This window comes from Vogesella sp. LIG4 (assembly GCF_900090205.1).
GTDB lineage: Bacteria > Pseudomonadota > Gammaproteobacteria > Burkholderiales > Chromobacteriaceae > Vogesella.
On sequence record NZ_LT607802.1, the window covers coordinates 1,691,739 to 1,715,214 of the forward strand.

Here is a 23,476-nt window from a genome sequence, read left to right on the forward strand (position 1 = left end):
GATGATCTGGCCCTGTTGCAGGGCCGCCTGTCTTTTTACCATCAATGCCATCGTGATGTCTGTACAGGAGAACATGGTATGGATCAGCTTGCCTTTTACCGCGCCAAACTGGCGTACGAGATCGACAGCTGGGATGTGGCGGAACAGCAGAAGCAGGGCAAGCCGCTGCTGCTGGTGGATGGCCGCTCGCCGGCTGCCTACGCCGCCGAAACCCTGCCCGGCGCCATCAATCTGCCGCATCGCGGCATTACTGCCGACAGCACCGCGCAGCTGCCGCGCGATGTGCTGCTGGTTACCTTCTGCGACGGCATCGGCTGCAACGCTTCCACCAAGACCGCGCTGAAGCTGGCCGAGCTGGGCTTTAGCGTGAAGGAGCTGCAGGGCGGGGTGGACTGGTGGAAGCGCGACGGCTACCCCACGGTAGCGGGCGGCGCCAGCTGCGATATCAACACGGCGGCCGATTGCGGCTGCGGAGGCTGAAACATGAGCATGCAATACGATCAATACGACCGCCCGCTGGGCGTGACGGTGGACAACTGGCAGGGCGCCACGCCGCCGCAGCGCATCACCCTGCAGGGGCGCTATTGCCGGATGGAGCCGTTCAGCCAGGCGCAGCATGGCGCCGGCTTGCGCGCGGCGCTGGAGCTGGACGTGGAGGGCCGCGACTGGGCCTACCTGATGCCGCGTCCGCAGAACGATGCCGACTGGAGCAGCTGGTTCGGCATGATGGAAGACAGCCGCGACCCGTTGTTCTTCGCCATCGTCGATCAGGCCAGCGGCCAGGCCATCGGCAGCTGCAGCTACCTGCGCATCGACCCGGCCGGCGGGGTGATCGAAGTGGGCTGGCTGCGCTTCTCGCCGCTGCTGCAGCGCACCGCCGCCGCCACCGAGGCGATGTACCTGCTGATGCGCCAGGCTTTCGACTGGGGCTACCGCCGCTACGAGTGGAAGTGCAATGCGCTGAATACGCCGTCGATGCGCGCCGCGCCGCGGCTGGGCTTCACTTACGAAGGCATCTTCCGCCAGGCGCGGGTGAACTGGGGCCTGAACCGCGACACCGCCTGGTTCAGCCTGCTGGACAGCGAATGGCCGGCCAATCGCGCCGCCATGGAGGCGTGGCTGGATGCGGCCAACTTCGATGCCGAGGGCAGGCAGCGCCGCAGCCTGGACGAGTGCCGCCGCGCGCTGGCTGCCGCCACCGGCCAGCACGGCGTACGGCTGGCCACGCTGGCCGATCTGCCACAGCTGGCTGAACTGTTCGACGGCTACCGCCAGTTCTACGGCCGCCACGACGATGCCGCCACCTCGCATGATTTCATCCGCCAGCGGCTGGTGCAGGGCGATTCCACCATCCTGGTGTATGAGCAGGATGGCGCGCTGCAGGGCTTCACCCAGCTCTACCCGCTGTACACCTCGGTAGCCGCGGCGCCGGCCTGCCTGCTCAACGATCTGTTCGTGGCGCCCACCGCGCGCCGCGGCGGGGTTGGCCGCAAGCTGCTGGCTGCCGCCGGCGAGCTGGCGCTGGCGCGCGGCCTGGCGCGGCTGGAGCTGGCCACCGCGCATGACAACCTTACCGCGCAGGCGCTGTACGAGAGCATGGGCTGGCAGCGCGAAACCCAGTTCTATCGCTACCGGCTGCCGCTGCCGCAGCGATAAGAGCACACCATACGGCGGCGTCGGGGTAGAATACCCAGTTGTTTTACGAGGCAGCCTCGACGTCAGCCGTATGAAATCGCACCCCCGCAATGCCCGCATCAAGGGCGACCCTTTCGTTCCCAGTCGTTTCGTCTTCGGCGATGCCGTGGAAGAACAAGGCCTGGAGCCGTACGAGTATGTGATCCATACCGAAGCCCCGGCCTTTGTCTGCCGGCTGGTGGGCATGGATCAGACCCCGTTCGACGGTCGCGACAAGGAAGGCTTTGCCAGCGCGGTGCTGTACGACGAGCGCGACAACCTCACCCATTACGTCACCAATACCGGCTTTCGCCTGTTCGACTTCAATTTCTGGGGCGACATCCCCACCGCCGCCGAGCTGCAGAAAATCTGCGACGAGGCCATGGTGGTGTACCAGCGCCTGCAGAAAGCCTATGCCGAGCGCGAAGTGGCGCCCAAGGAGCGTGACTTCCGCGTGCTGCCCACCGAACCGCTGCCGCCGGCCGAACGCCAGCGCCGCATCGGCGAGCTGAGCAGCGTGGCGGCCGAGGCGCTGGCCAACCCGATCAAGAAAATGCAGCTGCCGGCGCTGGTGCAGCAGGCGCTGCTGGGCGGCGACCAGGCGGTGTTCACCGAGGCGCAGCTGGCGCTTTCCGCGCAGCCGGAAGCACGCGAGCTGCTGCTGGGCATGGCGCGCGACAATATCGCCTTCCCCGAAGTGATGCGCCCGGACGGCACCGTGGTGTCCTACGAGCTGTGGGCGCTGCCGCTGATCTTCTCGCGGGCGCAGGGCGGCTTCTGGTGGCACTTCCCGCTGCTGGAGCGGGTGGAGCCGGTACTGGCCGATGCGCTGCAGCTGCCGGAAAACACCGTGCTGTGGCTGTCGCCCACCATTTTCAGCTCCGACATGCTGGCCGAGCGTTCCTGCCAGTCGCTGGTGCACCTGGCGGCGGTGATGGACGCCGGCTGCGACCTGGCGCCGCAGGAAGTGGAAGCTGCGCGCGCCACCTACCAGGCCGCCAGCAAGACGGTGGAGCCGCAGCTGATCCTGTGCTGGCTGCCCTTCATCGTGGAGCGCGGCAAGCTGGACATGGACCGTGTGCGCAGCCATGCGCGCCCGGCGCTGGATGCCGCCATGCCGCTGGTACAGCAGGCGCTGGCCGGCGAGATGACCTTCGGCGAGGCCGAGCTGTTCGCACCGCTGCCGTGGTGGGAAGCGTTGGCCGCAGGCGTGCACGCCTACAACCGCAAGCGCTTGGGGCTGAGCGTGGCGGTGGCCACCGGCGTCAACGGCAAGGCCGAAGGGCTGGAGGCGGTGGCGGAATACCTGCCGGAGCACCAGGCCTACGAGGTACAGCTGCAAGCGCGCGACGGCAGCCCGCTGGGGCGTACGCCGTGGCTGCTGGTGCCGGACCTGGCACCCAGCCGCATCCAGGCCTGGCATGAGCTGTCGGAATGCCTGCGCGCCGCCGGTATTGCGCTGCGCGAACAGGCGCCGCGCTTCCATTGATTACGCGCTATTTTCTATAGTTTGAATTTGTAAATCCCACGCATTTTTTACAAGGGATTTATATTGGCATTGTCCTGCCAACAGGCAGGCTGCATAATTGCCGGCCTGCTGTTACGCGACCGAGGCAAGGCATGGCATTACTGGGGCTACGAGGCAAATCCCTGCTGGCATTGTTGCTGGCCTGCTTGATCGCCCTGGTGCCGGCGGCACTGATAGGCTGGCAGGTGCTGGACAGCATCCGCAACCATTTCGGCGAAGCCTTCGTGCGCAACAGTACCTTGCTGCAGCGCGAACGCATCTTCGCGCCGGTTTCGCGCGAACTGGCGCTGTCGCGGCGCCTGGCCGACTCGGTGCTCAGCCGCCAGTTCCTGCGCGACGAAGCCAACTCCGGCAAACGCGCGCAATTCTTCGAGGAAGCCGAAGGCTACCGCCGCGACTTCCGCGACCATTCCTATTTCCTGATCAGCAACCAGAGCCTGGGCTACTACTTCAACGACAGCAAGGCCCTGCACAGCGAGGCGCCGCGCTACAGCCTGAGCAGCAGCAAGGCCGATGACAACTGGTATTTCGCCACCCTGCGCGACCCGCGGCCATTCAACATCAACGTCAACTACGACCGCGAACTGAAGGCCACCAAGGCGTGGATCAATGTCATCGTGCAGGACGGCGACCGCCGCATCGGCCTGGCCGGCACCGGCATCACGCTGACTTCCTTCCTGGACGACTTCATCCGCCAGCGCGAGGCCGGCGTCACGCCGATGATCCTGGACCGCACCGGCGCCATCCAGGCGCATCCGGATTCGCGCCTGATCTCCCTCAACTCGGTGGGGCAGAAGCAAAACGCCGACAACGGCCTGCAGCGGCTGCTGGACACGGCGGGCGCCAGCGCGTTGCAGCAGGCGATGCATGCCGGCGCAGCCCGCCCCGGCGAGGTGCGCACCTTCTGGGCGCAGCTGGACGGCAAGCACCAGCTGCTGGCACTGAGCTTCATTCCGGAGCTGGGCTGGTACGTGGTGACCGCAGTGGACCTCAACGTGGCGCAGGTGCTGAATGGCCCGTGGCTGACCCCGGCGCTGATCGCGCTGGCGGTACTGTTGGCCGCATTGCTGCTGGGCTTTGCCTGGACGGTGGAGCGCCTGGTGCTGCGTCCGATCAGCCAGCTGCGCCGCTCGGCGCAGGCAATGGCTGCCGGCCAGTACGAAGTGGCGCTGCCGGCCGAGCGTGATGACGAGATCGGTGAACTCAGCGCCGCCTTCGGCGTGATGGCGCACAAGGTGCGCAGCCACACCACCGAACTGGAACAGCGCGTGCGCGAGCGCACCCGCGAGCTGGAAGAAGCCAATCGCCAGATGGCGGCGGCGCACAAGAAGATCGACGACTCCATCGACTACGCCAGCCTGATCCAGCGCGCCATGCTGCCGGATCGCCAGCTGGTGCAGGCGCTGGGCGCCAAGCACGCGGTACTGTGGCACCCGCGCGACGTGGTGGGCGGCGATTTCTATGTCTATCGCGCCGGCGAGCAGCACTGCTTGTTCGGCGTGGTGGATTGCGCCGGCCACGGCGTACCGGGCGCGCTGATGACCATGCTGGCACATGCCGCCATCGACCAGGCCATCAGCGATATCGGCATGGAAGACCCGGCTGCCATCCTGGCGCGCTGCGACCGCATCCTGCGCAGCATGCGCCGCGACGATGCCAACGGGCAGATGCTGGCCACCAATATGGACGTAGGGCTGGCATTTGTTGATCTGACTACAAGACAGGTGACCTTTGCCGGTGCCAAGATTGCGCTGTACTACAGCGACGGCGGCGAGGTGGCGGAGCTGCGCGGTGCGCGCCGCGCCATCGGCGACAAGCGCGTGGGCGAGTACCACAACGCCACGCTGCCGCTGCAGGTTGGCCGCAGCTTCTACATGACCACCGACGGCTTCCTCGACCAGGCCGGTGGCGAGCAGGGCTTCGGCTTTGGCAATAGCCGTTTTATCGATATGATCCGCAGCCATGCCGGCGTGCCACTGACCGAGCAGGGCGAGGCGTTCCGCGCCACCCTGGCCGCTTACCAAGGCGGGCACGCCCAACGAGACGACATTACCTTGCTGTGTTTCCGCTTTGACTGAAGCCCACCCAGGAGAGCCACTATGGAATCGCTAGACCTGTTCGGCATGCGCGAGAGCTTCAACCGGCAGCAGATCATGCTGTGCTTCAACGGCCCGATTTCGCGCAGCCTGATCGAGGAAATCGGCAATGCGCTGCGCAACTACCTGCTGGCGGACCATGCCCACCCGTCGTCGGCCATGGACGTGTTCGGCGTCTACATCGAGCTGACGCAGAACATTCGCCACTACAGCCAGCAGCAAGGCTGGAGCGAGCAGGATTCCACCGCCACCGTGGTGGTGGCGCGCGATGCCGAAGGCCATTACGTGGTGAGCGCCGGCAACATCATTCTGCAGCGCGATGGCGAGGCACTGCTGGCGCGCATCCAGTCGCTGTCCGGCCTGGACAAGGTCGAGCTGAAAGCACGTTACAAGGAGCAGCTGCGCATGCCGCGCGAAGCCGGCACCAGCAGCGGGGCGGGCCTGGGGCTGATCGATATCGCCCGCAAGTCCAGCGCGCCGCTGCAGGCCAGCCTGCGCCAGCTGACCGATGGCCGCGCCTTTGTCAGCGTGCGCGCCGTGATCTGAGTTTTTAGCGAGCATTCGTCATGAATCAACTTTCCATTTCCGGCACCCAATCCTCCCCGGCCATCGAGGCCGACTGGAACAATGGCGTGCTGTCCATGCAGGGCGACTCCTACCCGGAGAACTCGTTCGAACTGTTCCAGCAGGTCATCGACTGGGTGGACCGCTACCTGGCCGAGGCGCAGCGCCCGCTGACGCTGGAACTGCGCCTGCTGTACCTGAATACCAGCAGCATCAAGGCAATGATGGACATCTTCGACCTGCTGGAAGAGGCGCACCGCGATGGCCGGCAGGTGGCGGTAAACTGGCGCTACGACCCGCGCAACGAGCGCGTGGCGGAACTGGCCGAGGAATTCAAGGAAGACTGTACCTTCCCGTTCGCCATCCTCAGCCACTGAGGGGAGCAGCATGCGCGGCAGTAGTGAACTCGAAGCCTACATCCAGGCCCTGCTGGCCGACCCGCACCAGCGGCAACAGCCGCTGGGCGAGGCGCTGGGCGAACTGTGGCAGCAGTACCAGGACCTGCTGGAGCGCATGGAGCGCATCACCCGCGTGTCCGATGCCTACCAGAGCATGGCGCGGCAGCGCGAACTGAGCCTGGCCGAGCGCTTCGACAAGCAGCTGCGGCAGCTGGAAAAAGTGGCACGCATTTCCGACCGCTACCAGAAGATGATGCGCGAACTGAACCAGGCGCTGAAGGAAGCGGCAATGCACGACCCGCTGACCGCGCTGGTCAACCGCCGCCCGCTGCTGGAGCGGCTGCGCGCCGAGGTGGAGCGCAGCCAGAGTCGCGGGCATTCCTTCTGCGTGGCGATGCTGGACATCGACAACTTCAAGCCGATCAACGATCTGTACGGCCACGATGTGGGCGACACGGTGCTGATCGAGGCCTCGCGGCTGATGGAAGGCGAAGTGCGCGAGTACGATCTGTGCGGGCGCTGGGGCGGCGAGGAGTTCCTGATCATCCTGCCGGAAACCACGCTGCCGGAGGCCGAGATCATCGTACAGCGCGTGCGCGAGGCTATCGGCGCGCTGCGCATCCGCACCGGGGCGGCCACGCTGTCGATCACCATCAGCGCTGGCATTGCCGAATACCACGCCGGCGAGCGCGATGCCGACCTGCTCAACCGCGCCGACAGCGCGCTGCTGCAAGCCAAGCGCGCCGGCCGCGACCGCCAGCACGTAGCTCGGTAGTTGCCGTCGCCGGGGCGATGGCAGCGCCGCAAATGTAAGGATTTTCCGTGTTGCAAACCTTCTGGCCAGGCTCGCTGCAGGCGCGCCTGGCTTTGTTCTGTTCCGTTGCCATCCTGCTGGTATCGCTGCTGCTGAGCGGCGTGGGCTACCTGCAGGACTGCGCGCGCCTGCGCCGGCTGCAGCTGCAGCACGCCGAGGACACCGTGTCGCGGCTGGCCGACGACATCGACGAGCGCGTGCGCAGCCGCCAGGTGCAGCTGGAGCAGGCTGCGGCCAACCTGCAGCCCAGTGCGGCGGAGGTGCGCAGCCAGGCGGAGGACATCATCCGCCGCTTCCGCCTGCTCAAAGGCAGCTTCAACAGCATCGAACTGTACAGCGCCGACGGGCGCATCGTTGCCGACTACCCGGCGCTGCCCGGCCGCGTGGGCGTGGATGCCAGCGACCGCGACTACTTTGCCCGCACCCGCCAGCTGCTGCGCCCGGTGGTGTCCGGCCCGCTGCAGGCGCGTGGCAGCCTGCAGCGCAATGTGGTGATGTTCACCGCGCCCATTCTCGACGCCCACGGCCAGTTTGCCGGCATGCTCGGCGGCAGCCTGGAGCTGAGCGCGACGGAATTCTTCGGCGACCTGCGCGGCATGAGCCTGGGCAACAGCGGCTACATCACGCTGACGGCGCGCCCGTCGCGCCAGCTGATCCTGCATCCGCAGCGCGAGCAACTGCTGCGCGTGGTGCAGCCTGCGGCCAACTCCACCCTGGCGCGGGCACTGCGTGGCGAAAACGGCAGCGAGGTAAGCGACGGTGACGGCGGCAACCTGCTGGTGTACCGCAACCTGCACAATGTGGACTGGCTGCTCACCGGCGTTGAGCCGACACAGGAGGCCTACGCGCCACTGGCCGATATCGGCAACGAATACCTGGTGCTGCTGGCGCTGGCGCTGCTGCTGGCGGTGCCGCTGGCCTGGCGCGGCGCACAGCGCCTGCTGCAGCCGCTGACTGCGCTGCAGCGCAAGATCCGGGCCATGCCGGCCGGCGAGGATGCCGCCATCGCCGTGGAAGGCTGCGACGAGCTGCAGACGCTGGCCACTACCGTGGCCGATGTCTATGCCGAGCGGCGCAGCATGGCTGACAAGCTGGCGATGCGCGAGGCCATGTTCCGCGCGCTGCACAATACCTCGCCGCTGGGCGTGTTCGTCTGCGATGCCGACGGCGTGCTCAGCTACGGCAACAAGGCCATGCTGGCGATGGCCGGCATGGAGCGCAGCGCGTCCTACTGGTTCGGTCGCCGCTGGCTGGAGGCGGTGCACAGCAGCGATTACCAGCAGCTGCAGGCCGACTGGCGGCAGTGGAGCCGCGATGGCGGCAGCGGCGAGTTCCGCCGCCAGTTCCGCCTCAACCACGTACGGCACGAGCCGCTGCGGGTGGCGCTGCGCTGCAGCCGCCTGGGGGAGGGCGGCGCGCCGCGCTACCTGGCGGTGCTGGAGGACATCAGCGAACGCGAGACCACCCGCAGCGCGCTGCAGGCCGAGCGCGAGCGGCTGCAGGGACTGCTGCAGGGCGTGGGCGACGCGGTGATCCTGACCAGCCAGCACGACGAAGTGCTGCAGCTGAACATGCCGGCGCGGCAGCTGCTGGGCGTGAAGCTGGAAGAAGCGCAGGGGCGCAGCCTGTCGCTGTTCGTGGCGCTGAACCTGCCGGAGCGCGGCCAGCCGGTATCGCTGGCCATGCTCACCGAACTGCACCGCGAGGAAACCCTGGCGCTGGACCTGCTGGGCCGCGACCTGCGCCGGCTGCCGGTGCTGCTGAACCTGTCGGTGGTGGCTGCGACCGGCGACATGCAGGGCTACAAGGTATGGGTACTGCGTGAAGATGCCGCGCGGCGCCGGCTGCTCAGCCAGCCGGGCGAGGCGGAGCGCGACAGCGGCACCGGCCTCGCCAACCGCCGTGGCATGTTGGCCGCATTGGCCGGCCTGCTGGCCGATGACCTGGGCAGCACCCAGCCGCATTGCGTGGCCTGGCTGGAGCTGAAACAGGATGGCGTGCCGCTGGACAATACCCAGCAGGGCAGCGAGGCGCAGCTGCAGCTGGTGGCCGCGGTACTGCAACGGCGGCTGCGCAACAGCGACTGCATCGCCCACCTGGAAGGTGGTGCCTTTGCGCTGCTGCTGTACCGCTGCCAGACCGGCCATGCCGAACGCATCCTGCAGAGCATCTGCGGTGAAATCGCCAGGCTGCACCCGGCGGCGGCGGACAGCAGTGCGCTGACGGCCAGCGTGGGCATTACCGCGCTGCAGGCCGGCGATGCCGTGGCGCAGGAGGTATTGCAGCGCGCAGAGCGCCGCAGCCGGCAGGCACGAGTGGCGGCGGCCGACAAATAAAAGCAGTAGGCGCACAAAATCAAACCGCCGCCATCTTGCGATGGCGGCGGTTTTGCCGTTGGCGGGCAGCCGGTTTACCCCTGTTGTATTCCGGCTGCCAGTCTGACTGTCTGTCGCGGCTTATTTATCAATGCCACCCAGCAGCACGTACTTGATTTCCAGGTAGTCTTCGATGCCGTACTTGGAGCCTTCGCGGCCCAGGCCGGACTGCTTCACGCCACCGAACGGTGCGGCTTCGTTGGACAGGATGCCGCTGTTCACGGCAACCATGCCGTATTCCAGGCCTTCGGACACGCGGAAGATACGGCCGATGTCGCGGGCGTAGAAGTAGGACGCCAGGCCGAACTCGGTGTCGTTGGCCATCTGGATCGCTTCTTCTTCGGTCTTGAAGCGGAACAGCGGGGCCAGCGGGCCGAAGGTTTCTTCCTTCGCCACTTTCATTTCCGGGGTCACGCCGGTGATCACGGTCGGTTCGAAGAAGCTGTAGCCCAGTGCGTGGCGCTTGCCGCCGGTTACCAGGTTGCCGCCCTTGGCCAGTGCGTCGGCAATGTGCTCTTCCACCTTGCTTACCGCGTTTTCGTCGATCATCGGGCCCTGGGTCACGCCGGCTTCCAGGCCGTTACCCACGTTCAGCTTGGCCACGGCGTCGGCGAACTTGGCGGCGAAGGCATCGTACACACCGTCCTGCACCAGCAGGCGGTTGGCGCACACGCAGGTCTGGCCGGCGTTGCGGTACTTGGAGATCATCGCGCCTTCCACGGCGGCGTCCAGGTCGGCATCGTCGAACACGATGAACGGTGCGTTGCCGCCCAGTTCCATCGATACCTTCTTCACGGTTTCGGCACACTGGCTGATCAGCTTGCGGCCAACCTCGGTGGAGCCGGTGAAGGAGAATTTCTTCACGGTGTCGCTACCGGTGAGCACGCCGCCGATTTCGGTGGAGCCGCCGGTGAGCACCGAGAACACGCCAGCCGGAATGCCGGCGCGCTCGGCCAGCACGGCGATGGCCAGTGCGGACAGCGGGGTCTGGCTGGCCGGGCGTACCACCATCGGGCAGCCGGCGGCCAGGGCCGGGGCAGCCTTGCGGGTGATCATGGCGTTGGGGAAGTTCCACGGCGTGATCGCGGCGGTTACACCGATAGGCTCCTTGGTCACCAAGATGCGCTTGTCGGCGCCGGTGGACGGAATGGTGTCGCCGTAGATGCGCTTGGCTTCTTCGGCGTACCACTCGATGTAGCTGGCGCCGTAGGCGATTTCGCCCTTGGCCTCGGCCAGCGGCTTGCCCTGTTCGCAGGTCAGGATCACCGCCAGGTCGTCCTGGTTCGCCATCATCAGGTCGAACCACTTGCGCAGGATGCCGGCGCGCTCCTTGGCGGATTTCTTCTTCCAGCTCTTGAAGGCTTCGGCGGCGCCGTCCACGGCGCGCTGGGCTTCGGCACTGCCCATCTTCGGCACGTGGGCGATGGTTTCGCCGGTGGCCGGGTTGGTTACCGCAATGGTCTGGCCGCTATCGGCATCCAGCCACTGGCCGTTGATGTAGCACTGCTGACGCAGCAGGGAAGGATCTTTCAGGTTCAGCATGGTGTGTGTCCTTGTTATGCAATGCGGCCAACGTTGCGTGGTGCAAGGTTGGCCGCAATTCAGCTCAATTCAATTGATCAGGCCTTGATGGCGGCAACCAGCTTCTGCAGCGCTTCTTCGAAGATGGCGTCTTCGATGGTCAGCGGGAACAGGAAGCGGACAACGTTGCCGTACACGCCGCAGGTCAGCAGGATCAGGCCGGCTTCCAGCGCCTTGGTCTGCACTTTCTTGGTGAAGTCGGCATCGGCTTCGTGGCTGCCGGCCTTGTTGAACTCCACGGCGATCATGGCGCCCAGGCCGCGTACTTCGGCGATCTGCGGTACTTCGGCTTTCAGACCGTTGATGGTTTCCTTCAGCTGGTTGCCCAGCTGGTTGGCGCGCTCCAGCAGTTTTTCTTCCTGGATGGCCTGGATCACGGCCTTGGAAGCGGCCAGTGCCAGCGGGCTGCCGGCGTAGGTGCCGCCCAGGCCGCCCGGTGCCGGTGCGTCCATGTATTCGGCCTTGCCTACCACGGCGGAGATCGGGAAACCGCCGGCCATGGATTTGGCCATGGTCATCAGGTCCGGTGCCACGTCGTAGTGTTCCATGGCGAAGAACTTGCCGGTACGGGCAAAGCCAGCCTGTACTTCGTCGGCGATCATCAGGATGCCGTGCTTGTCGCACAGGGCGCGTACGGCGCGTACCCATTCGGCCGGCGCGGCGTAGAAGCCGCCTTCGCCCTGAACCGGTTCGAAGATGATGGCGGCCACGCGGGTGGCTTCGATGTCGTACTTGAACAGGTGCTCGATGCTGGCGATGGAGTCTTCAACCGATACGCCGTGCAGCGGGTTCGGGAACAGTGCGTGGTACACGTCGGACGGGAACGGGCCGAAACCGATCTTGTACGGTGCTACCTTGCCGGTCAGCGCCATGCCCATCAGGGTGCGGCCGTGGAAGCCGCCGCCGAAGGCGATGATGCCCGGACGGCCGGTGGCGGCGCGGGCGATTTTCACGGCGTTCTCCACGGCTTCGGCGCCGGTGGTGTAGAACGCGGTTTTCTTGGCGTAGTTGCCCGGGGTCAGCTGGTTCAGCTTTTCGGCAACTTCGATATACAGTTCGTACGGCACCACCTGGTAGCAGGTGTGGCTGAATTTGTTCAGTTGCTCGGCAACGGCAGCCTGAACCTTGTCATGCAGGTGACCGGTGTTCAGCACGCCGATACCACCGGCAAAGTCGATGTAACGCTTGCCTTCGGTGTCCCAGATCTCGGCGTTCTTCGCGCGCTCGGCGAAGAAGGAACACATTACGCCTACACCGCGCGGGGTAGCGTTGGCTTTACGTTGCATCAGTTCTTGCGGGCTCATTGAATCTCTCCTTGTAGACGACGGTTCCGGCTAGCGCCGGACGGGGGGCGCCGGCGGGGCTAGAGCATGTGTTGCATTCTAGACCCGTGTTTAGCAAAAAGCCACATGCGATTGATAAATTAAACACCCATGATTTTGCGGGTGCTTGTTTGTTTCGCTATGCGGTTTTGCGTGCCGCATTGCGGCCGACGTGTAAGTAAAAACGCTCCCGCCGGCCTTGGCAAGACCCGCGGGAGCGTTTGCTGAAAATTAGGGCTCAGCCCGTCATTCCGTTGTGCTTTGTGCAGCGCCGGCACGGCCTGGCGCCATGTTGCGCGCCGCTCAGAAGAAGCGGTTCACGCTGGCTACTGCCTGGTCGTCCAGTTCGCCGGCCGCCAGCGCCAGGGCGAGGCGTGCATACAACAGGTTGTAACGTGCCGAGGCCAGTGCGCGTACCGCGTCCTGATAGCTGCTTTCGGCGTTCAACAGGTCGAGGTTGGTGCGCACGCCGACTTCGCGCCCCAGGCGGGTGGCGTCCAGCTTACTCTTGGCGGAGACCAGCAGCTGTTCCTGCGCCTTCACCTGCGCGGCGCCGTTGCTGACGCCCAGCCAGGCGCTGCGCACTGCCAGTGCCACTTCGCGGCGGGACAGTTCCAGGTCGTCGCGCGATTTCTCCAGGTTGGCCGCAGCCTCGCGCACCTGCGAGTTGATGCCGCCGCCGGCGTACAGCGGCAGCGTCAGGTTGACGCCCACGCTGTTGCCGGCGGTGCTGCCGCGGCCGCTCAGGCGGCTGGCGGGGTCGGTGGCGTGGTTGATGCTGTAGCCGGCGGATAGATCCACGGTGGGCAGGTGCTTGCCGCGGGCGGCGGTGAGGTTTTCCTCGGCCAGCTGTACCTGCTGCCGCGCGCTCTTGATGTTGAGGCTGCCGGCTTCGGCGCGATCCAGCCACGCTTGCAGGGTGCCCAGTTCGTTGCCCAGATCGACGCGGCCCTTGAGGTGGTTGATCTGCTCCGGCTTCAGGCCGGTGAGCTTGGCCAGGGTGTTGCGCTTGATTTCCAGGTCGCTCATGGCGGCAATTTCGCTGGCCAGGGCGCCGTCGAAGCCGGCTTGCGCTTCATGGGTGTCGGTAATGGTGGCGGTGCCGACTTCGAAGGCCTTCTTCGCCTGCGCCAGCTGGTGCTCGAACGCCTTCTTGGTGGCCTGGGTGGCGCTCAGCACGTCCTCGGCCAGCAGCACGTCCAGATAGGCGCGTGCCACGTCGGCGATCAGCTGCTGGCCGCTGGCACTGTATTGCACCTCGGCCAGCTCGCTGCTGATGCGGCCTTTCTTGTAGCCGGTGTAGCTGGCCACGTCGAACAGCGGCTGGTTCAGCTGCACGCCGACACTGCTGCTGTGGTAGGGGTCGGCATCCGGCCGGATCGGGTCGGTGCGGGTGATGCCGGCGGACAGCCCCACGCTGGGCAGCAGCAGGGCGCGGCCCTGTACCGCTTTTTCCTGGCCGGCCAGCAGGCTCTGCCGCGCACCGGCATAGCCGGCATCGTAGTCGCGGGCGGCCTGTACCGCGGCGGCCAGATCGAAGGCGGCGGCCGGCAGGCTGCCGCACAGGGCCAGCATGCCGGCAACTATCAGCTGGGTTTGCACTTTCATCGAATTACCTGCATCGAGTTATCTATCAGTTCTGAAGCGGGCTGAAACCGAGACCATAACGCATAGTCGTCCACCTTTCAGCCCAGAGTTTATTAATAGTCGCTAACCCGGGCGTTTTACCCGGAACCAGGCGGCGTACAGCGCCGGCAGGAACAGCAGCGTGAGTACGGTGGCGATCAGCAGGCCGCCCATGATGGCTACCGCCATCGGCCCCCAGAAGGTACTGCGCGTCAGCGGCACCATTGCCAGGATGGCGGCCAGCGCGGTGAGCATGATGGGGCGGAAGCGGCGCACGGTGGAGCCGACCACCGCCTCGAAGCGGTCTATGCCCTCGGCGATGTCGCTTTCGATCTGGTCCACCAGGATCACCGAGTTGCGCATGATCATGCCCGCCAGCGCGATCACCCCCAGCATGGCCACGAAGCCGAACGGCGCGCCGAACAGGATCAGCGTCAGGGTGACGCCTATCATGCCCAGCGGTGCGGTAAGCACCACCAGCAGCGTGCGCTGGAAGCTCTTGAGCTGCAGCATCAGCAGGGTGAACACGATGATCAGCATCAGCGGCTGCACCTTGGCGATGGCGCCCTGCGACTTCTGGCTGGCTTCCAGCGAGCCGCCCAGCTCGATGTGGTAGCCCAGCGGCAGCGTCTGCTCCATGGCCTGCAACTTGGGCCACAGCGCCAGCGAGATATCGGAGGCCTGCACGCCGTCGGCGGCATCGGCGCGCACCGAGATGGTGGGCAGCCGGTTGCGGCGCCAGATGATGCTGTCTTCCGGCGTGTAGCGGATATGGCCGATCTGCGCCACCGGTACGTACTTGCCGCTGGCGGTCTGGATCATGAGGCTGCCCAGAGCGGCCACGTTGCGGCGCTCGTCGTTGGACAGCCGCGCCACCACGGCGATGGCCTTGTCGCCCTCGCGCCACTCGGTCACGCTGCTGCCGGTGAGCAGCAGCTGCAGCTGGCGCGCCAAGCCCTGGCTGGAGATGCCCAGTGCACGTGCCTTGTCCTGGTCGATGTCCACGCGCAGCGCCTTCACCTGCTCGCCCCAGTCATTGTTGACGTGGCGCACCGCCGGGTGGCTGCGCAGCAGGTCTTCCACCCGGGCGGCAATGGCGCGCACCTGGTCGTGGTCGGGGCCCATCACGCGGAACTGCACGGCGTAGCCCACCGGCGGGCCGTTCTCCAGCCGGGTGACGCGGCCGCGCACCAGCGGGAAATCGTTTTCGAACAGCTGCTCCAGCTTCTGTTTCACGTTTTCGCGCACGTGTTCGTCGCGGGTCATCACCATCAGCTGCGCGTAGTTCAAGTGCTGCTGCTGCTGGTCCAGCGGCAGGTAGAAGCGCGGGCTGCCGCCGCCGACATAGCTGGTGACGCTGACAACATTACCGTCGCCGTGCAGCTTCTGCTCCAGCCTGGCCACTTCGCGCTGGGTGGCGGCGTAGTTGGCGCCCTGCGGCAGCCACATGTCCACCAGCAGCTCCGGCCGGTTGGAGGAGGGGAAGAACTGCTGCTGCACGAACAGCTTGAACGCCACCATGGACAGCAGGAATGCGGCCAGGGTCAGCGTGATCACCGTCTTGCGGTGGTCCAGGCTCCATTCCACCGCGCGGCGGAAGCGGCGGTAGAACGGCTTCTGGTACACGTCGCCATGTTCATGCCCGGCCAGGCTGGCCGGCAGCAGGTGGAAGCCGAGGTAGGGGGTGAACACCACCGCGACGATCCACGACAGCAGCAGCGCCAGCGATACCACGGCGAACAGGCTGAACACGTATTCGCCGGCGTTGGATTTGGCCAGCCCCACCGGCAGGAAGGTGGCGGCGGTGATCAGCGTGCCGGTCAACATCGGGAAGGCGGTGCTGGTGTAGGCGTAGGTGGCGGCCTGGAACTTGTTCCAGCCCTGTTCCAGCTTCAGCGCCATCATTTCCACCGCGATGATGGCATCGTCCACCAGCAGGCCCAGTGCAATGATCAGCGAGCCCAGCGAGATGCGCTGCAGGTCGATATTGAAGAAGTACATGGCGAGGAAGGTCATCGCCAGCACCAGCGGAATCGACAGCGCCACCACCACGCCGGTGCGCAGGCCGAGGCTGAAGAAGCTCACCGCCAGCACGATTACCACCGCCTCCACCAGCGAGTGCATGAATTCGCTTACCGCGTTCTTCACCACCTTGGGCTGGTCGGATACCGCGTCCACCTGCACCCCTACCGGCAGCTTGGCGTGCAACTGCGCCATTACCTGCTCCAGGTTCTGCCCCAGTTTCAGCACGTCGCCGCCGGTTTTCATGCTCACCGCCAGGCCGATGGCCGGCTTGCCGTCAAAGCGCATGCCGAAGCTGGGCGGGTCGACGAACTGGCGCTCTACCTTGGCCACGTCACCCAGGCGGAAGCTCCTGCCGCCGGCGGAGAGCGGGGTGTCGGCAATGGCCTGCACCGAGTTGTAGCTGCCGCTGACGCGCACCCAGATGCGCTCGCCGGCGGTGTCGTAGCTGCCGGCCGGGGTCATGGCGTTCTGTGCGGCCAACGTTGCCCACAGCGTGCTGGCATCCAGCTGCATGGCGGCCAGCTTGGCGCTGTCCAGCGTCACGTAGATGCGCTCTTCCTGCTCGCCGACGATGTCCACCTTGCCCACGTCCGGTACGCGCAGCACTTCCAGCTTGGCCTGCTCCACGTACTTGCGCAGGTCCTCGTAGCTGAAGCCGTCGCCGGTGAAGGCGTACAGGTTGCCGAAGGTGTCGCCGAATTCATCGTTGAAATATGGCCCCTGCACGCCGGCGGGCAGGGTGTACTGCATGTCGCTGATCTTCTTGCGCACTGTGTACCACAGCTGCTGCACGTTCTTCGGCGGCACTTCCTCGCGAATGGACAGGATCAGCGTGGCCTCGCCCGGCTTGGTGTAGCTCTTCACATATTCGAGCTCGCCCATTTCCTGCAGCTTCTTTTCGATCTTGTCGGTGACCTGCTGCTCGGTTTCCTGCGCGCTGGCGCCGGGCCACAGCACGCGCACCATCATGGCCTTGAAGGTGAATTCCGGGTCTTCCTTCTGCCCCAGCTGGGTGTAGGAGAACAGCCCGGCCAGCATCAGCACGATCATCAGGTAGCGCACCAGCGAGCTGTTGCGCAGCGCCCATTCCGACAGGTTGAGTTTCTTCATCGCCGGCCCCTTACTGCTGCAGCAGGGTGATGTGCTGGCCGTCGCGCAGCAGGTGCACGCCGGCGGTCACCACCTTTTCGCCGCCGGCAAGGCCGCGGGTGATGGCAATGCTGTCGCCGTCGATGTCGCCGACTTCCACCGCCTTGCGGCCAACCTGCTGCTGGCCGTTGATCACCCACACGTAATGCTTGCCCTGGGTGTCGAGCATGGCGGCCAGCGGCAGGCGCAGCGTGCTGCCCTGGCCGGCCAGCTGCGCGCGCACGCTGGCGGTCATGCCCAGGCGTACGTTGCTGTCCGCCTGCGGCAGGGTGAGGCGCGCGGCGTAGGTGCGGGTGGCGCTGTCGGCATCGGCGGACAGCTCGCGCAGGCGTGCATCCAGCTCGCGGCCGTCGGCCCACAGTTTCACCTTGAAGCCGCTGGCCTGACGCACTGCGGCCACGGCGTTTTCCGGCACCTGGAAAGCCACTTCGCGCTCACCGTTGGCCGCAAGCCGTGCCACTGCCTGGCCGGCGGCAACCACCATGCCCGGCTCGGCGCTGATGCTGCCGATCACGCCATCGCTGTCGGCCAGCAGCGCGGTGTAGCTGCCCTGGTTGCGGCTGGCGGACAGCGCGGCTTGCGCCTGCTGCAGGCTGGCGCGCGCGGCGTTCACCGTGGTCTGCTGGCGCTCCACCTGGGCGGAGCTGATGAAGTTCTGTGCCAGCAGTTCGCGCGAGCGTTTCAGGTCGGCCTCCTGCTGCCCCAGTTCCGCCTGTGCGGCGCTGAGCTGCGCCTGCTTGGCGGCGGTGTCCAGCCGGTAGTCGCTGGCATCCAGCAGCGCCAGCACCTGGCCCTTCTTCACGCTGTCGCCGGCATTCACGCGGCGCTCCATGATCTTGCCGGCCACGCGGAAGGCGAGCTGGCTTTCGTGGCGGGCGCGGATCTCGCCGCTGAACTGGCGGCTGTTGCCGGCGCTGTCGCTGCCGGCCACCACGTAGCGCACCGGGCGGATTTCCTCCACCGGTTGGACTTCCTGTTTGCAGCCGGCCAGCGCCAGCAGCGTCAGGCTGGCCAGCGCCAGCGTGCGGTATTGCGGGGTCATGATGATTCCTCGTGGATCTTGTTTTTTGTGTGGCTTGCTCAATCGGCCTTGAGGCCGTTCAGCATCAGGTCCAGTGCGATTTCCAGGTAGTCCAGCGGCGGCAGGTTGCGGTGCTGGTCGTGTTCCAGCACGCGGCCCAGCGAGCATTGCCAGGTCATGCTCAGCAGCATCGGCGCCACCAGGGTGTCCACCACCGCGTGCGGGTGCAGGCTGCGGAATTCGCCGCTGGCCACGCCGCGCTCCAGGATGCGCAGCAGCATGTTGTGGCTGGGTTCGATCACTTCGCGGTAGTAGAAGCGCGCCAGGTCGGGAAAGTTGGTGGCCTCGGCGAACATCAGCTTGCAGATGCCGGCCAGCGGCGATTCGCCTACCTCCTGCCACCAGCGCCGCATCATCAGTCGCAGCAGCTCGGCACTGCTGCCGTCGTACTGCTTGGCCAGCTCGGCAAACCCCGCCAGGCGGGTTACCAGGTTCTCGCGCACCACCGCCTTGAAGATGTCTTCCTTGTTCTCGAAGTACAGGTAGGGCGTGCCCTTGGTGACACCGGCGGCCTTGGCGATGTCTTCCATCTTGGTGGCCTTGAAACCCTTGTCGACGAACAGCTGCAGCGCGGCGTCGAGGATCTCGGCCGGGCGCACTTCCTTGCGGCGGCGCCAGCGGGCGATCGGGCAGTTCGATTCCTGACTCATTTTGCATCTCTGAATATTGGTTCAGTAATGGCGGCACTTTAGGGTAACTACTCAACTGTTAGCAATTAATAAATCGATATTCACTAAACTGCTTGGGTAGAATGCAACACTTGATGTTGGCCGCATCCCCCCGCGCGGCCAGTTAACGCGTACTGGAGAATGTGACGTGAGCGTAGCCCCCCTCGACAAGGCCGCCATCCTGGCCGAAGCCCTGCCCTATATCCGTTCCTTCAATGGCAAGACCATCGTGGTGAAGTACGGCGGCAATGCCATGACCGACGACCAGCTGAAGGAAGACTTCGCCAAGGACGTGGTGCTGCTCAAACTGGTGGGGCTGAACCCGGTGGTGGTGCACGGCGGCGGCCCGCAGATCAACGATCTGCTGGAGCGCGTGGGCAAGGAGGGGCAGTTCATCCAGGGCATGCGCGTTACCGACAGCGAAACCATGGACGTGGTGGAGATGGTGCTGGGCGGCCTGGTGAACAAGGAAATCGTGTCGCTGATCAACAAGCACGGCGGCAAGGCGGTGGGCATCACCGGCAAGGATGGTCACTTCATCCGCGCCAGCAAGCTGTTCCTGAAGTCGGAATCCGATGAGCAGATCGACATCGGCCAGGTGGGCGACATCGAGCACATCGACCCCAGCCTGGTGGCGCTGCTGGATAGCCACGACTTCATTCCGGTGGTGGCGCCGATCGGCGTGGGCAGCAACGGTGAGGCCTACAACATCAACGCCGACGTGGTGGCCGGCAAGCTGGCGGAAACGCTGAACGCCGAGAAGCTGGTGCTGATGACCAACACCCCGGGCGTGCTGGACAAGCAGGGCCAGCTGCTTACCGGCCTGACCGCGGCCAAGGTGGACGAGCTGTTCGCCGACGGCACCATTTCCGGCGGCATGCTGCCCAAGATCAGCTCGGCGCTGGATGCTGCCAAGAGCGGCGTGAACTCGGTGCACATCATCGATGGCCGCGTGCCGCACGCGCTGCTGCTGGAGATCCTCACCGATGCCGGCGTGGGTACCATGATCAAGGCCAGCTGAGCCTGACTCTGCGCATTGCTACCAGGGCCGCCGCGTGCGGCCCTTTTCGTTATGACTGTCTGACAATTGCTGCGCCTTGCACCGGGTTTTCCTGTAGGGGCGACCGTATGCTATCTATAGTGTTAAGGCCGCTAGCCGGCGTTGACTTGTCTTTTCCCGCAAGAGGAGAGGTGGCATGCAGACTGTGCGACAGTTGTTGGCGCAAAAAAAGGGTGGCCTGATTACGGTAGGGCCGGACGCTACGGTATTCCAGGCCTTGCAGATCATGGCCGAGCACGATATCGGCGCGGTGCTGGTGATGGACATGGGTGATGTGCTGGGGATTTTCTCCGAGCGCGACTACGCCCGGCGCATCGTGCTGCAGGGGCGTACCTCGGCCGGCACCAAGGTGCGCGACATCATGACCAGCAAGGTGGTGTACGTGAGGCCGGAGCAGACGGTGGCCGAGTGCATGGCGCTGATGACCGAGAAGCGCTTTCGCCACCTGCCGGTGCTGGAAGAAGACAAGGTGCTGGGCTTGCTGTCGATCGGTGATCTGGTGCGCGCCACCATAGACGAACAGCAGTTCGTGATCGAGCAGCTGGTGAATTACATCCGCGCCTGAATCCGCTGGCGCAGACAAGAAAAAGGTTGGCCATGCGGCCAACCTTTTTGCTTTTTGACGGCAGCTGGCCTGCTCAGTGGCCGGGCACCAGTTGCCGTGCCAGCTGCATCAGCGCCGGGGCGATCTGGCCGCGCATCAGCTCCGGGCTGAAGGCGAAGGCCGGGCCGCTGGCGTTCAGGCACAGCGCCGGCATGCCGGGGGCGGGCGAGGGCAGTGCCACGCCTACCGCCATCACGTCGCGTTCGAACTCGCCGAACGATTCGCTGTAGCCGCGCTGCAGGTATTGCTGCCGCGCCTGCTCCAGCCGCTCCTGCATTGCCGGCCAGTCCTTGCCGTAGCGGGCGGCCAGGTCGCTGTCCAGCTGCGCACGCTCGGTATGGTTCAGCGCGGCATAGCAGGCACGGCCGATGGCGGTGCTGGCCAGCGGCACGCGCGAGCCTACGGTGAGCTGTACCGATACCCGCGCCTGGCTGCGACAGGTTTCCAGGTACACGATGTCGGTGCCGTCACGCATGCCCAGGCTGATGGAGATGGTGTTCTTCAGTGCGAACTCGCGCATCAGCGGTGCGGCGATGCGGCGGATGTCGTAGCTGCCCAGCACCGCCGAGCCCAGCGCCAGCACGGCCAGCCCCAGCCGGTAGTAGCCGGTTTCGCCATCCTGCGACAGATAGCCCAGCTTGGTCAGGGTGTAGGTCAAACGCGACACCGTGGATTTGGGCAGCCCGGTACGTTGCGCCAGCACCTGGTTGGACAGCGCGCTTTCCCCTGGCTGGAAGGCCGCCAGCACGCGCAGACCGCGCGCCAGCGCCACCACGAACAGGCGGTCCTTTTCTTCGTCTTCCTGCGGTAACAACGACATTGCTTCCAGTCCCTTCTCAACAGAGTGGCAAGAATAGATCACCGCCTGCCGTGGTCAAAGAAAAAAACTTTACACACCGCATCCGGCTTGTTAGTCTATTTTGCATTGTAGAACTGAATTCCGCAACGCGGAACAGTACAGAGGAGAAACGCAATGGCCGCCAATTCCGCTCGTGCACCCTTCATGTGGGACGATGCACTTCTGCTTAACGATCAGCTCACCGAAGAAGAACGCATGGTGCGCGAAGCCGCTTACGCCTACTGTCAGGAACGCCTGCTGCCGCGCGTGCTGACTGCCAACCGCGAAGAGCGCTTCGACCGCGAAATCATGAGCGAGATGGGTGAACTGGGCCTGCTGGGCTGCACCATCGACACCCACGGCTGCGCCGGCCTGTCGCACGTGGCCTACGGCCTGATCGCCCGCGAAGTGGAGCGTGTCGACTCCGGCTACCGCTCCGCCATGTCGGTACAGTCCAGCCTGGTGATGCACCCGATCTGGGCCTACGGTACCGAAGCGCAGAAAGACAAATACCTGCCCAAGCTGGCTACCGGCGAATGGGTTGGCTGTTTCGGCCTGACCGAGCCGGATGCCGGCTCCGACCCGGCCGGCATGAAGACCCGTGCCCGCAAGACCGACGGTGGCTACATCCTCAAAGGCAGCAAGATGTGGATCACCAACAGCCCGATCGCCGACGTGTTCGTGGTGTGGGCCAAGGATGACGAAGGCGAGATCCGCGGCTTCGTGCTGGAAAAGGGCATGAAAGGCCTGTCCGCGCCGAAGATCGAAGGCAAGTTCTCGCTGCGCGCCTCCATCACCGGCGAAATCGTGATGGACGACGTGTTCGTGCCGGAAGAAAACGCCTTCCCGGAAGTTCGCGGTCTGAAAGGCCCGTTCGGCTGCCTGAACAAGGCACGCTACGGTATCGCCTGGGGCGCGATGGGTGCCGCCGAGTTCTGCTGGCACGGCGCCCGCCAGTACACCCTGGATCGCAAGCAGTTCAACCGCCCGCTGGCCGCTACCCAGCTGGTACAGCTGAAGCTGGCCAATATGCAGACCGAAATCAGCCTGGGCCTGCAGGCCGCGCTGCGCGTAGGCCGCCTGATGGACGAAGGCCGCGCCGCACCGGAAATGATCAGCCTGATCAAGCGCAACAACTGCGGCAAGGCGCTGGACATCGCCCGCATCGCCCGTGATATGCATGGCGGTAATGGTATCAGCGACGAATTCCACATCATCCGCCACGTGATGAACCTGGAAGCTGTCAACACTTATGAAGGCACGCACGATGTGCATGCCCTGATTCTGGGCCGAGCCCAGACCGGTATTCAGGCATTCGCCTGATGTAATGTTCCGCCGGCGGCCTCCACCCCGGCGGAATGTTGGTTCCTGTCTGTCCTTGAGGCCCGGTGCGACCGGGCCGTTTTTTTGTATCCATGCCGGTGGGACCGCCCAGCGGCATGGATATCCGGCCCTTGCGGCCAACGTTGAACACATTAAGGAGTGGCGTTATGTCTGGAGCACTGTCCGGTATCAAGGTTCTGGATCTCACCCGCGTACTGGCTGGCCCGTGGACCGGCCAGCTGCTGGCCGATCTCGGTGCCGAAGTCATCAAGGTGGAGCGCCCGGGCAGCGGCGACGACACCCGCCAGTGGGCGCCGCCCAGCCTGGCGGACGGCACCGCCGCCTACTACCTGGCGGCCAACCGTGGCAAACAGTCGCTGACCGTGGACATCACCACCGCTGCCGGCCAGGAAATCGTGCGCAAGTTGGCCGCACAGGCCGACGTGCTGCTGGAGAACTACAAGGTGGGCGGGCTGAAGAAATACGGCCTCGACTACGACAGCCTGCGCAAGGTGAACTCGCGGCTGGTGTACTGCTCCATCACCGGTTTCGGCCAGGACGGCCCGTATGCCGAGCTGCCGGGCTACGACTATATCGTGCAGGGCATGTCCGGCCTGATGAGCATCACCGGCCCGGCCGATGGCGAGCCGCACAAGGTGGGTGTGGCGGTTACCGACCTGTTCACCGGCCTGTATGCGGCCAACGCGGTGCAAGCGGCGCTGATCGCGCGCAACCGCACCGGCGAGGGCC

Annotated in this window: 19 protein-coding genes (1 of these 19 running past the window's edge); 12 read left to right on the forward strand and 7 right to left on the reverse strand. The window is 65.3% G+C overall.

What is annotated here, in order from left to right:
• Positions 1 to 78 precede the first annotated feature (78 nt).
• The 8 genes from PSELUDRAFT_RS07930 to PSELUDRAFT_RS07965 all read left to right on the forward strand — a co-directional run bounded on the left by PSELUDRAFT_RS07930 (position 79) and on the right by PSELUDRAFT_RS07965 (position 9,410).
• Entirely contained in the window at positions 79 to 480 is a 402-nt protein-coding gene (locus tag PSELUDRAFT_RS07930; protein WP_088966335.1) for a rhodanese-like domain-containing protein, read from the forward strand.
• Positions 481 to 483: 3 nt separating this feature from the next.
• Complete coding sequence (locus PSELUDRAFT_RS19765) at positions 484 to 1,656, forward strand: GNAT family N-acetyltransferase (RefSeq protein WP_088966336.1); 1,173 nt, start codon at positions 484 to 486, stop codon at positions 1,654 to 1,656.
• 70 nt (positions 1,657 to 1,726) lie between these two features.
• Positions 1,727 to 3,163 carry a hypothetical protein gene (locus PSELUDRAFT_RS07940; protein ID WP_088966337.1) on the forward strand — a complete coding sequence of 479 codons (1,437 nt, stop codon included), beginning with the start codon at positions 1,727 to 1,729 and terminating at the stop codon, positions 3,161 to 3,163.
• Between the two features lie 131 nt (positions 3,164 to 3,294).
• The gene (siaA, locus tag PSELUDRAFT_RS07945; protein ID WP_088966338.1) at positions 3,295 to 5,280 is read left to right on the forward strand and encodes a biofilm regulation protein phosphatase SiaA; all 1,986 of its coding nucleotides are present in this window, start codon (positions 3,295 to 3,297) and stop codon (positions 5,278 to 5,280) included.
• A 21-nt stretch (positions 5,281 to 5,301) separates the two neighbouring features.
• On the forward strand, positions 5,302 to 5,844 hold the full coding sequence (gene siaB, locus PSELUDRAFT_RS07950) for a biofilm regulation protein kinase SiaB (RefSeq protein ID WP_088966339.1): 543 nt from the start codon (positions 5,302 to 5,304) through the stop codon (positions 5,842 to 5,844).
• 20 nt (positions 5,845 to 5,864) lie between these two features.
• Positions 5,865 to 6,239 (forward strand): biofilm regulation phosphoprotein SiaC, encoded by a 375-nt coding sequence (gene siaC, locus PSELUDRAFT_RS07955; RefSeq protein ID WP_088966340.1) that lies wholly within the window; start codon positions 5,865 to 5,867, stop codon positions 6,237 to 6,239.
• 10 nt (positions 6,240 to 6,249) lie between these two features.
• The gene (gene siaD / locus PSELUDRAFT_RS07960) at positions 6,250 to 7,035 is read left to right on the forward strand and encodes a biofilm regulation diguanylate cyclase SiaD (protein ID WP_088966341.1); all 786 of its coding nucleotides are present in this window, start codon (positions 6,250 to 6,252) and stop codon (positions 7,033 to 7,035) included.
• Positions 7,036 to 7,082: 47 nt separating this feature from the next.
• Positions 7,083 to 9,410 carry a cache domain-containing protein gene (locus PSELUDRAFT_RS07965; RefSeq protein WP_088966342.1) on the forward strand — a complete coding sequence of 776 codons (2,328 nt, stop codon included), beginning with the start codon at positions 7,083 to 7,085 and terminating at the stop codon, positions 9,408 to 9,410.
• A 120-nt stretch (positions 9,411 to 9,530) separates the two neighbouring features.
• Here the strand turns inward: PSELUDRAFT_RS07965 and gabD are convergent, their stop codons facing one another.
• From gabD to PSELUDRAFT_RS07995, 6 genes are all read right to left on the reverse strand, one after another.
• Positions 9,531 to 10,991 carry an NADP-dependent succinate-semialdehyde dehydrogenase gene (gene gabD, locus PSELUDRAFT_RS07970; RefSeq protein ID WP_088966343.1) on the reverse strand — a complete coding sequence of 487 codons (1,461 nt, stop codon included), beginning with the start codon at positions 10,989 to 10,991 and terminating at the stop codon, positions 9,531 to 9,533.
• A 77-nt stretch (positions 10,992 to 11,068) separates the two neighbouring features.
• Positions 11,069 to 12,334: a 4-aminobutyrate--2-oxoglutarate transaminase gene (gabT, locus tag PSELUDRAFT_RS07975; RefSeq protein WP_088966344.1), complete on the reverse strand. Its 1,266-nt coding sequence runs from the start codon at positions 12,332 to 12,334 to the stop codon at positions 11,069 to 11,071.
• Positions 12,335 to 12,655: 321 nt separating this feature from the next.
• Complete coding sequence (locus tag PSELUDRAFT_RS07980; RefSeq protein WP_088966345.1) at positions 12,656 to 13,960, reverse strand: TolC family outer membrane protein; 1,305 nt, start codon at positions 13,958 to 13,960, stop codon at positions 12,656 to 12,658.
• Positions 13,961 to 14,062: 102 nt separating this feature from the next.
• The gene (locus tag PSELUDRAFT_RS07985) at positions 14,063 to 17,113 is read right to left on the reverse strand and encodes an efflux RND transporter permease subunit (RefSeq protein WP_088966346.1); all 3,051 of its coding nucleotides are present in this window, start codon (positions 17,111 to 17,113) and stop codon (positions 14,063 to 14,065) included.
• A 10-nt stretch (positions 17,114 to 17,123) separates the two neighbouring features.
• Positions 17,124 to 18,194, reverse strand: a complete 1,071-nt coding sequence (locus PSELUDRAFT_RS07990; protein WP_179947576.1) for an efflux RND transporter periplasmic adaptor subunit — start codon at positions 18,192 to 18,194, stop codon at positions 17,124 to 17,126.
• A gap of 38 nt (positions 18,195 to 18,232) precedes the next feature.
• On the reverse strand, positions 18,233 to 18,883 hold the full coding sequence (locus tag PSELUDRAFT_RS07995) for a TetR/AcrR family transcriptional regulator (RefSeq protein ID WP_088966347.1): 651 nt from the start codon (positions 18,881 to 18,883) through the stop codon (positions 18,233 to 18,235).
• 166 nt (positions 18,884 to 19,049) lie between these two features.
• Here PSELUDRAFT_RS07995 and argB point away from each other — a divergent pair, with 166 nt between their 5' ends.
• Positions 19,050 to 19,922 carry an acetylglutamate kinase gene (argB, locus tag PSELUDRAFT_RS08000; protein WP_088966348.1) on the forward strand — a complete coding sequence of 291 codons (873 nt, stop codon included), beginning with the start codon at positions 19,050 to 19,052 and terminating at the stop codon, positions 19,920 to 19,922.
• A gap of 175 nt (positions 19,923 to 20,097) precedes the next feature.
• A complete protein-coding gene (locus PSELUDRAFT_RS08005; RefSeq protein WP_088966349.1) occupies positions 20,098 to 20,526 on the forward strand; it encodes a CBS domain-containing protein in 429 nt (142 codons plus the stop codon).
• Positions 20,527 to 20,599: 73 nt separating this feature from the next.
• Here PSELUDRAFT_RS08005 and PSELUDRAFT_RS08010 read toward each other — a convergent pair whose 3' ends face one another.
• Positions 20,600 to 21,385: an IclR family transcriptional regulator gene (locus PSELUDRAFT_RS08010; protein WP_088966350.1), complete on the reverse strand. Its 786-nt coding sequence runs from the start codon at positions 21,383 to 21,385 to the stop codon at positions 20,600 to 20,602.
• Between the two features lie 153 nt (positions 21,386 to 21,538).
• On the opposite strand from PSELUDRAFT_RS08010, the gene PSELUDRAFT_RS08015 reads away from it, so the two are divergent.
• On the forward strand, positions 21,539 to 22,726 hold the full coding sequence (locus PSELUDRAFT_RS08015) for an acyl-CoA dehydrogenase (RefSeq protein ID WP_088966351.1): 1,188 nt from the start codon (positions 21,539 to 21,541) through the stop codon (positions 22,724 to 22,726).
• 167 nt (positions 22,727 to 22,893) lie between these two features.
• On the forward strand, positions 22,894 to 23,476 hold the start of the coding sequence (locus tag PSELUDRAFT_RS08020; RefSeq protein WP_088966352.1) for a CaiB/BaiF CoA-transferase family protein. 611 nt of this gene lie beyond the right edge of the window; only the first 583 of its 1,194 coding nucleotides appear in the window; its start codon is at positions 22,894 to 22,896; its stop codon lies beyond the right edge, outside the window.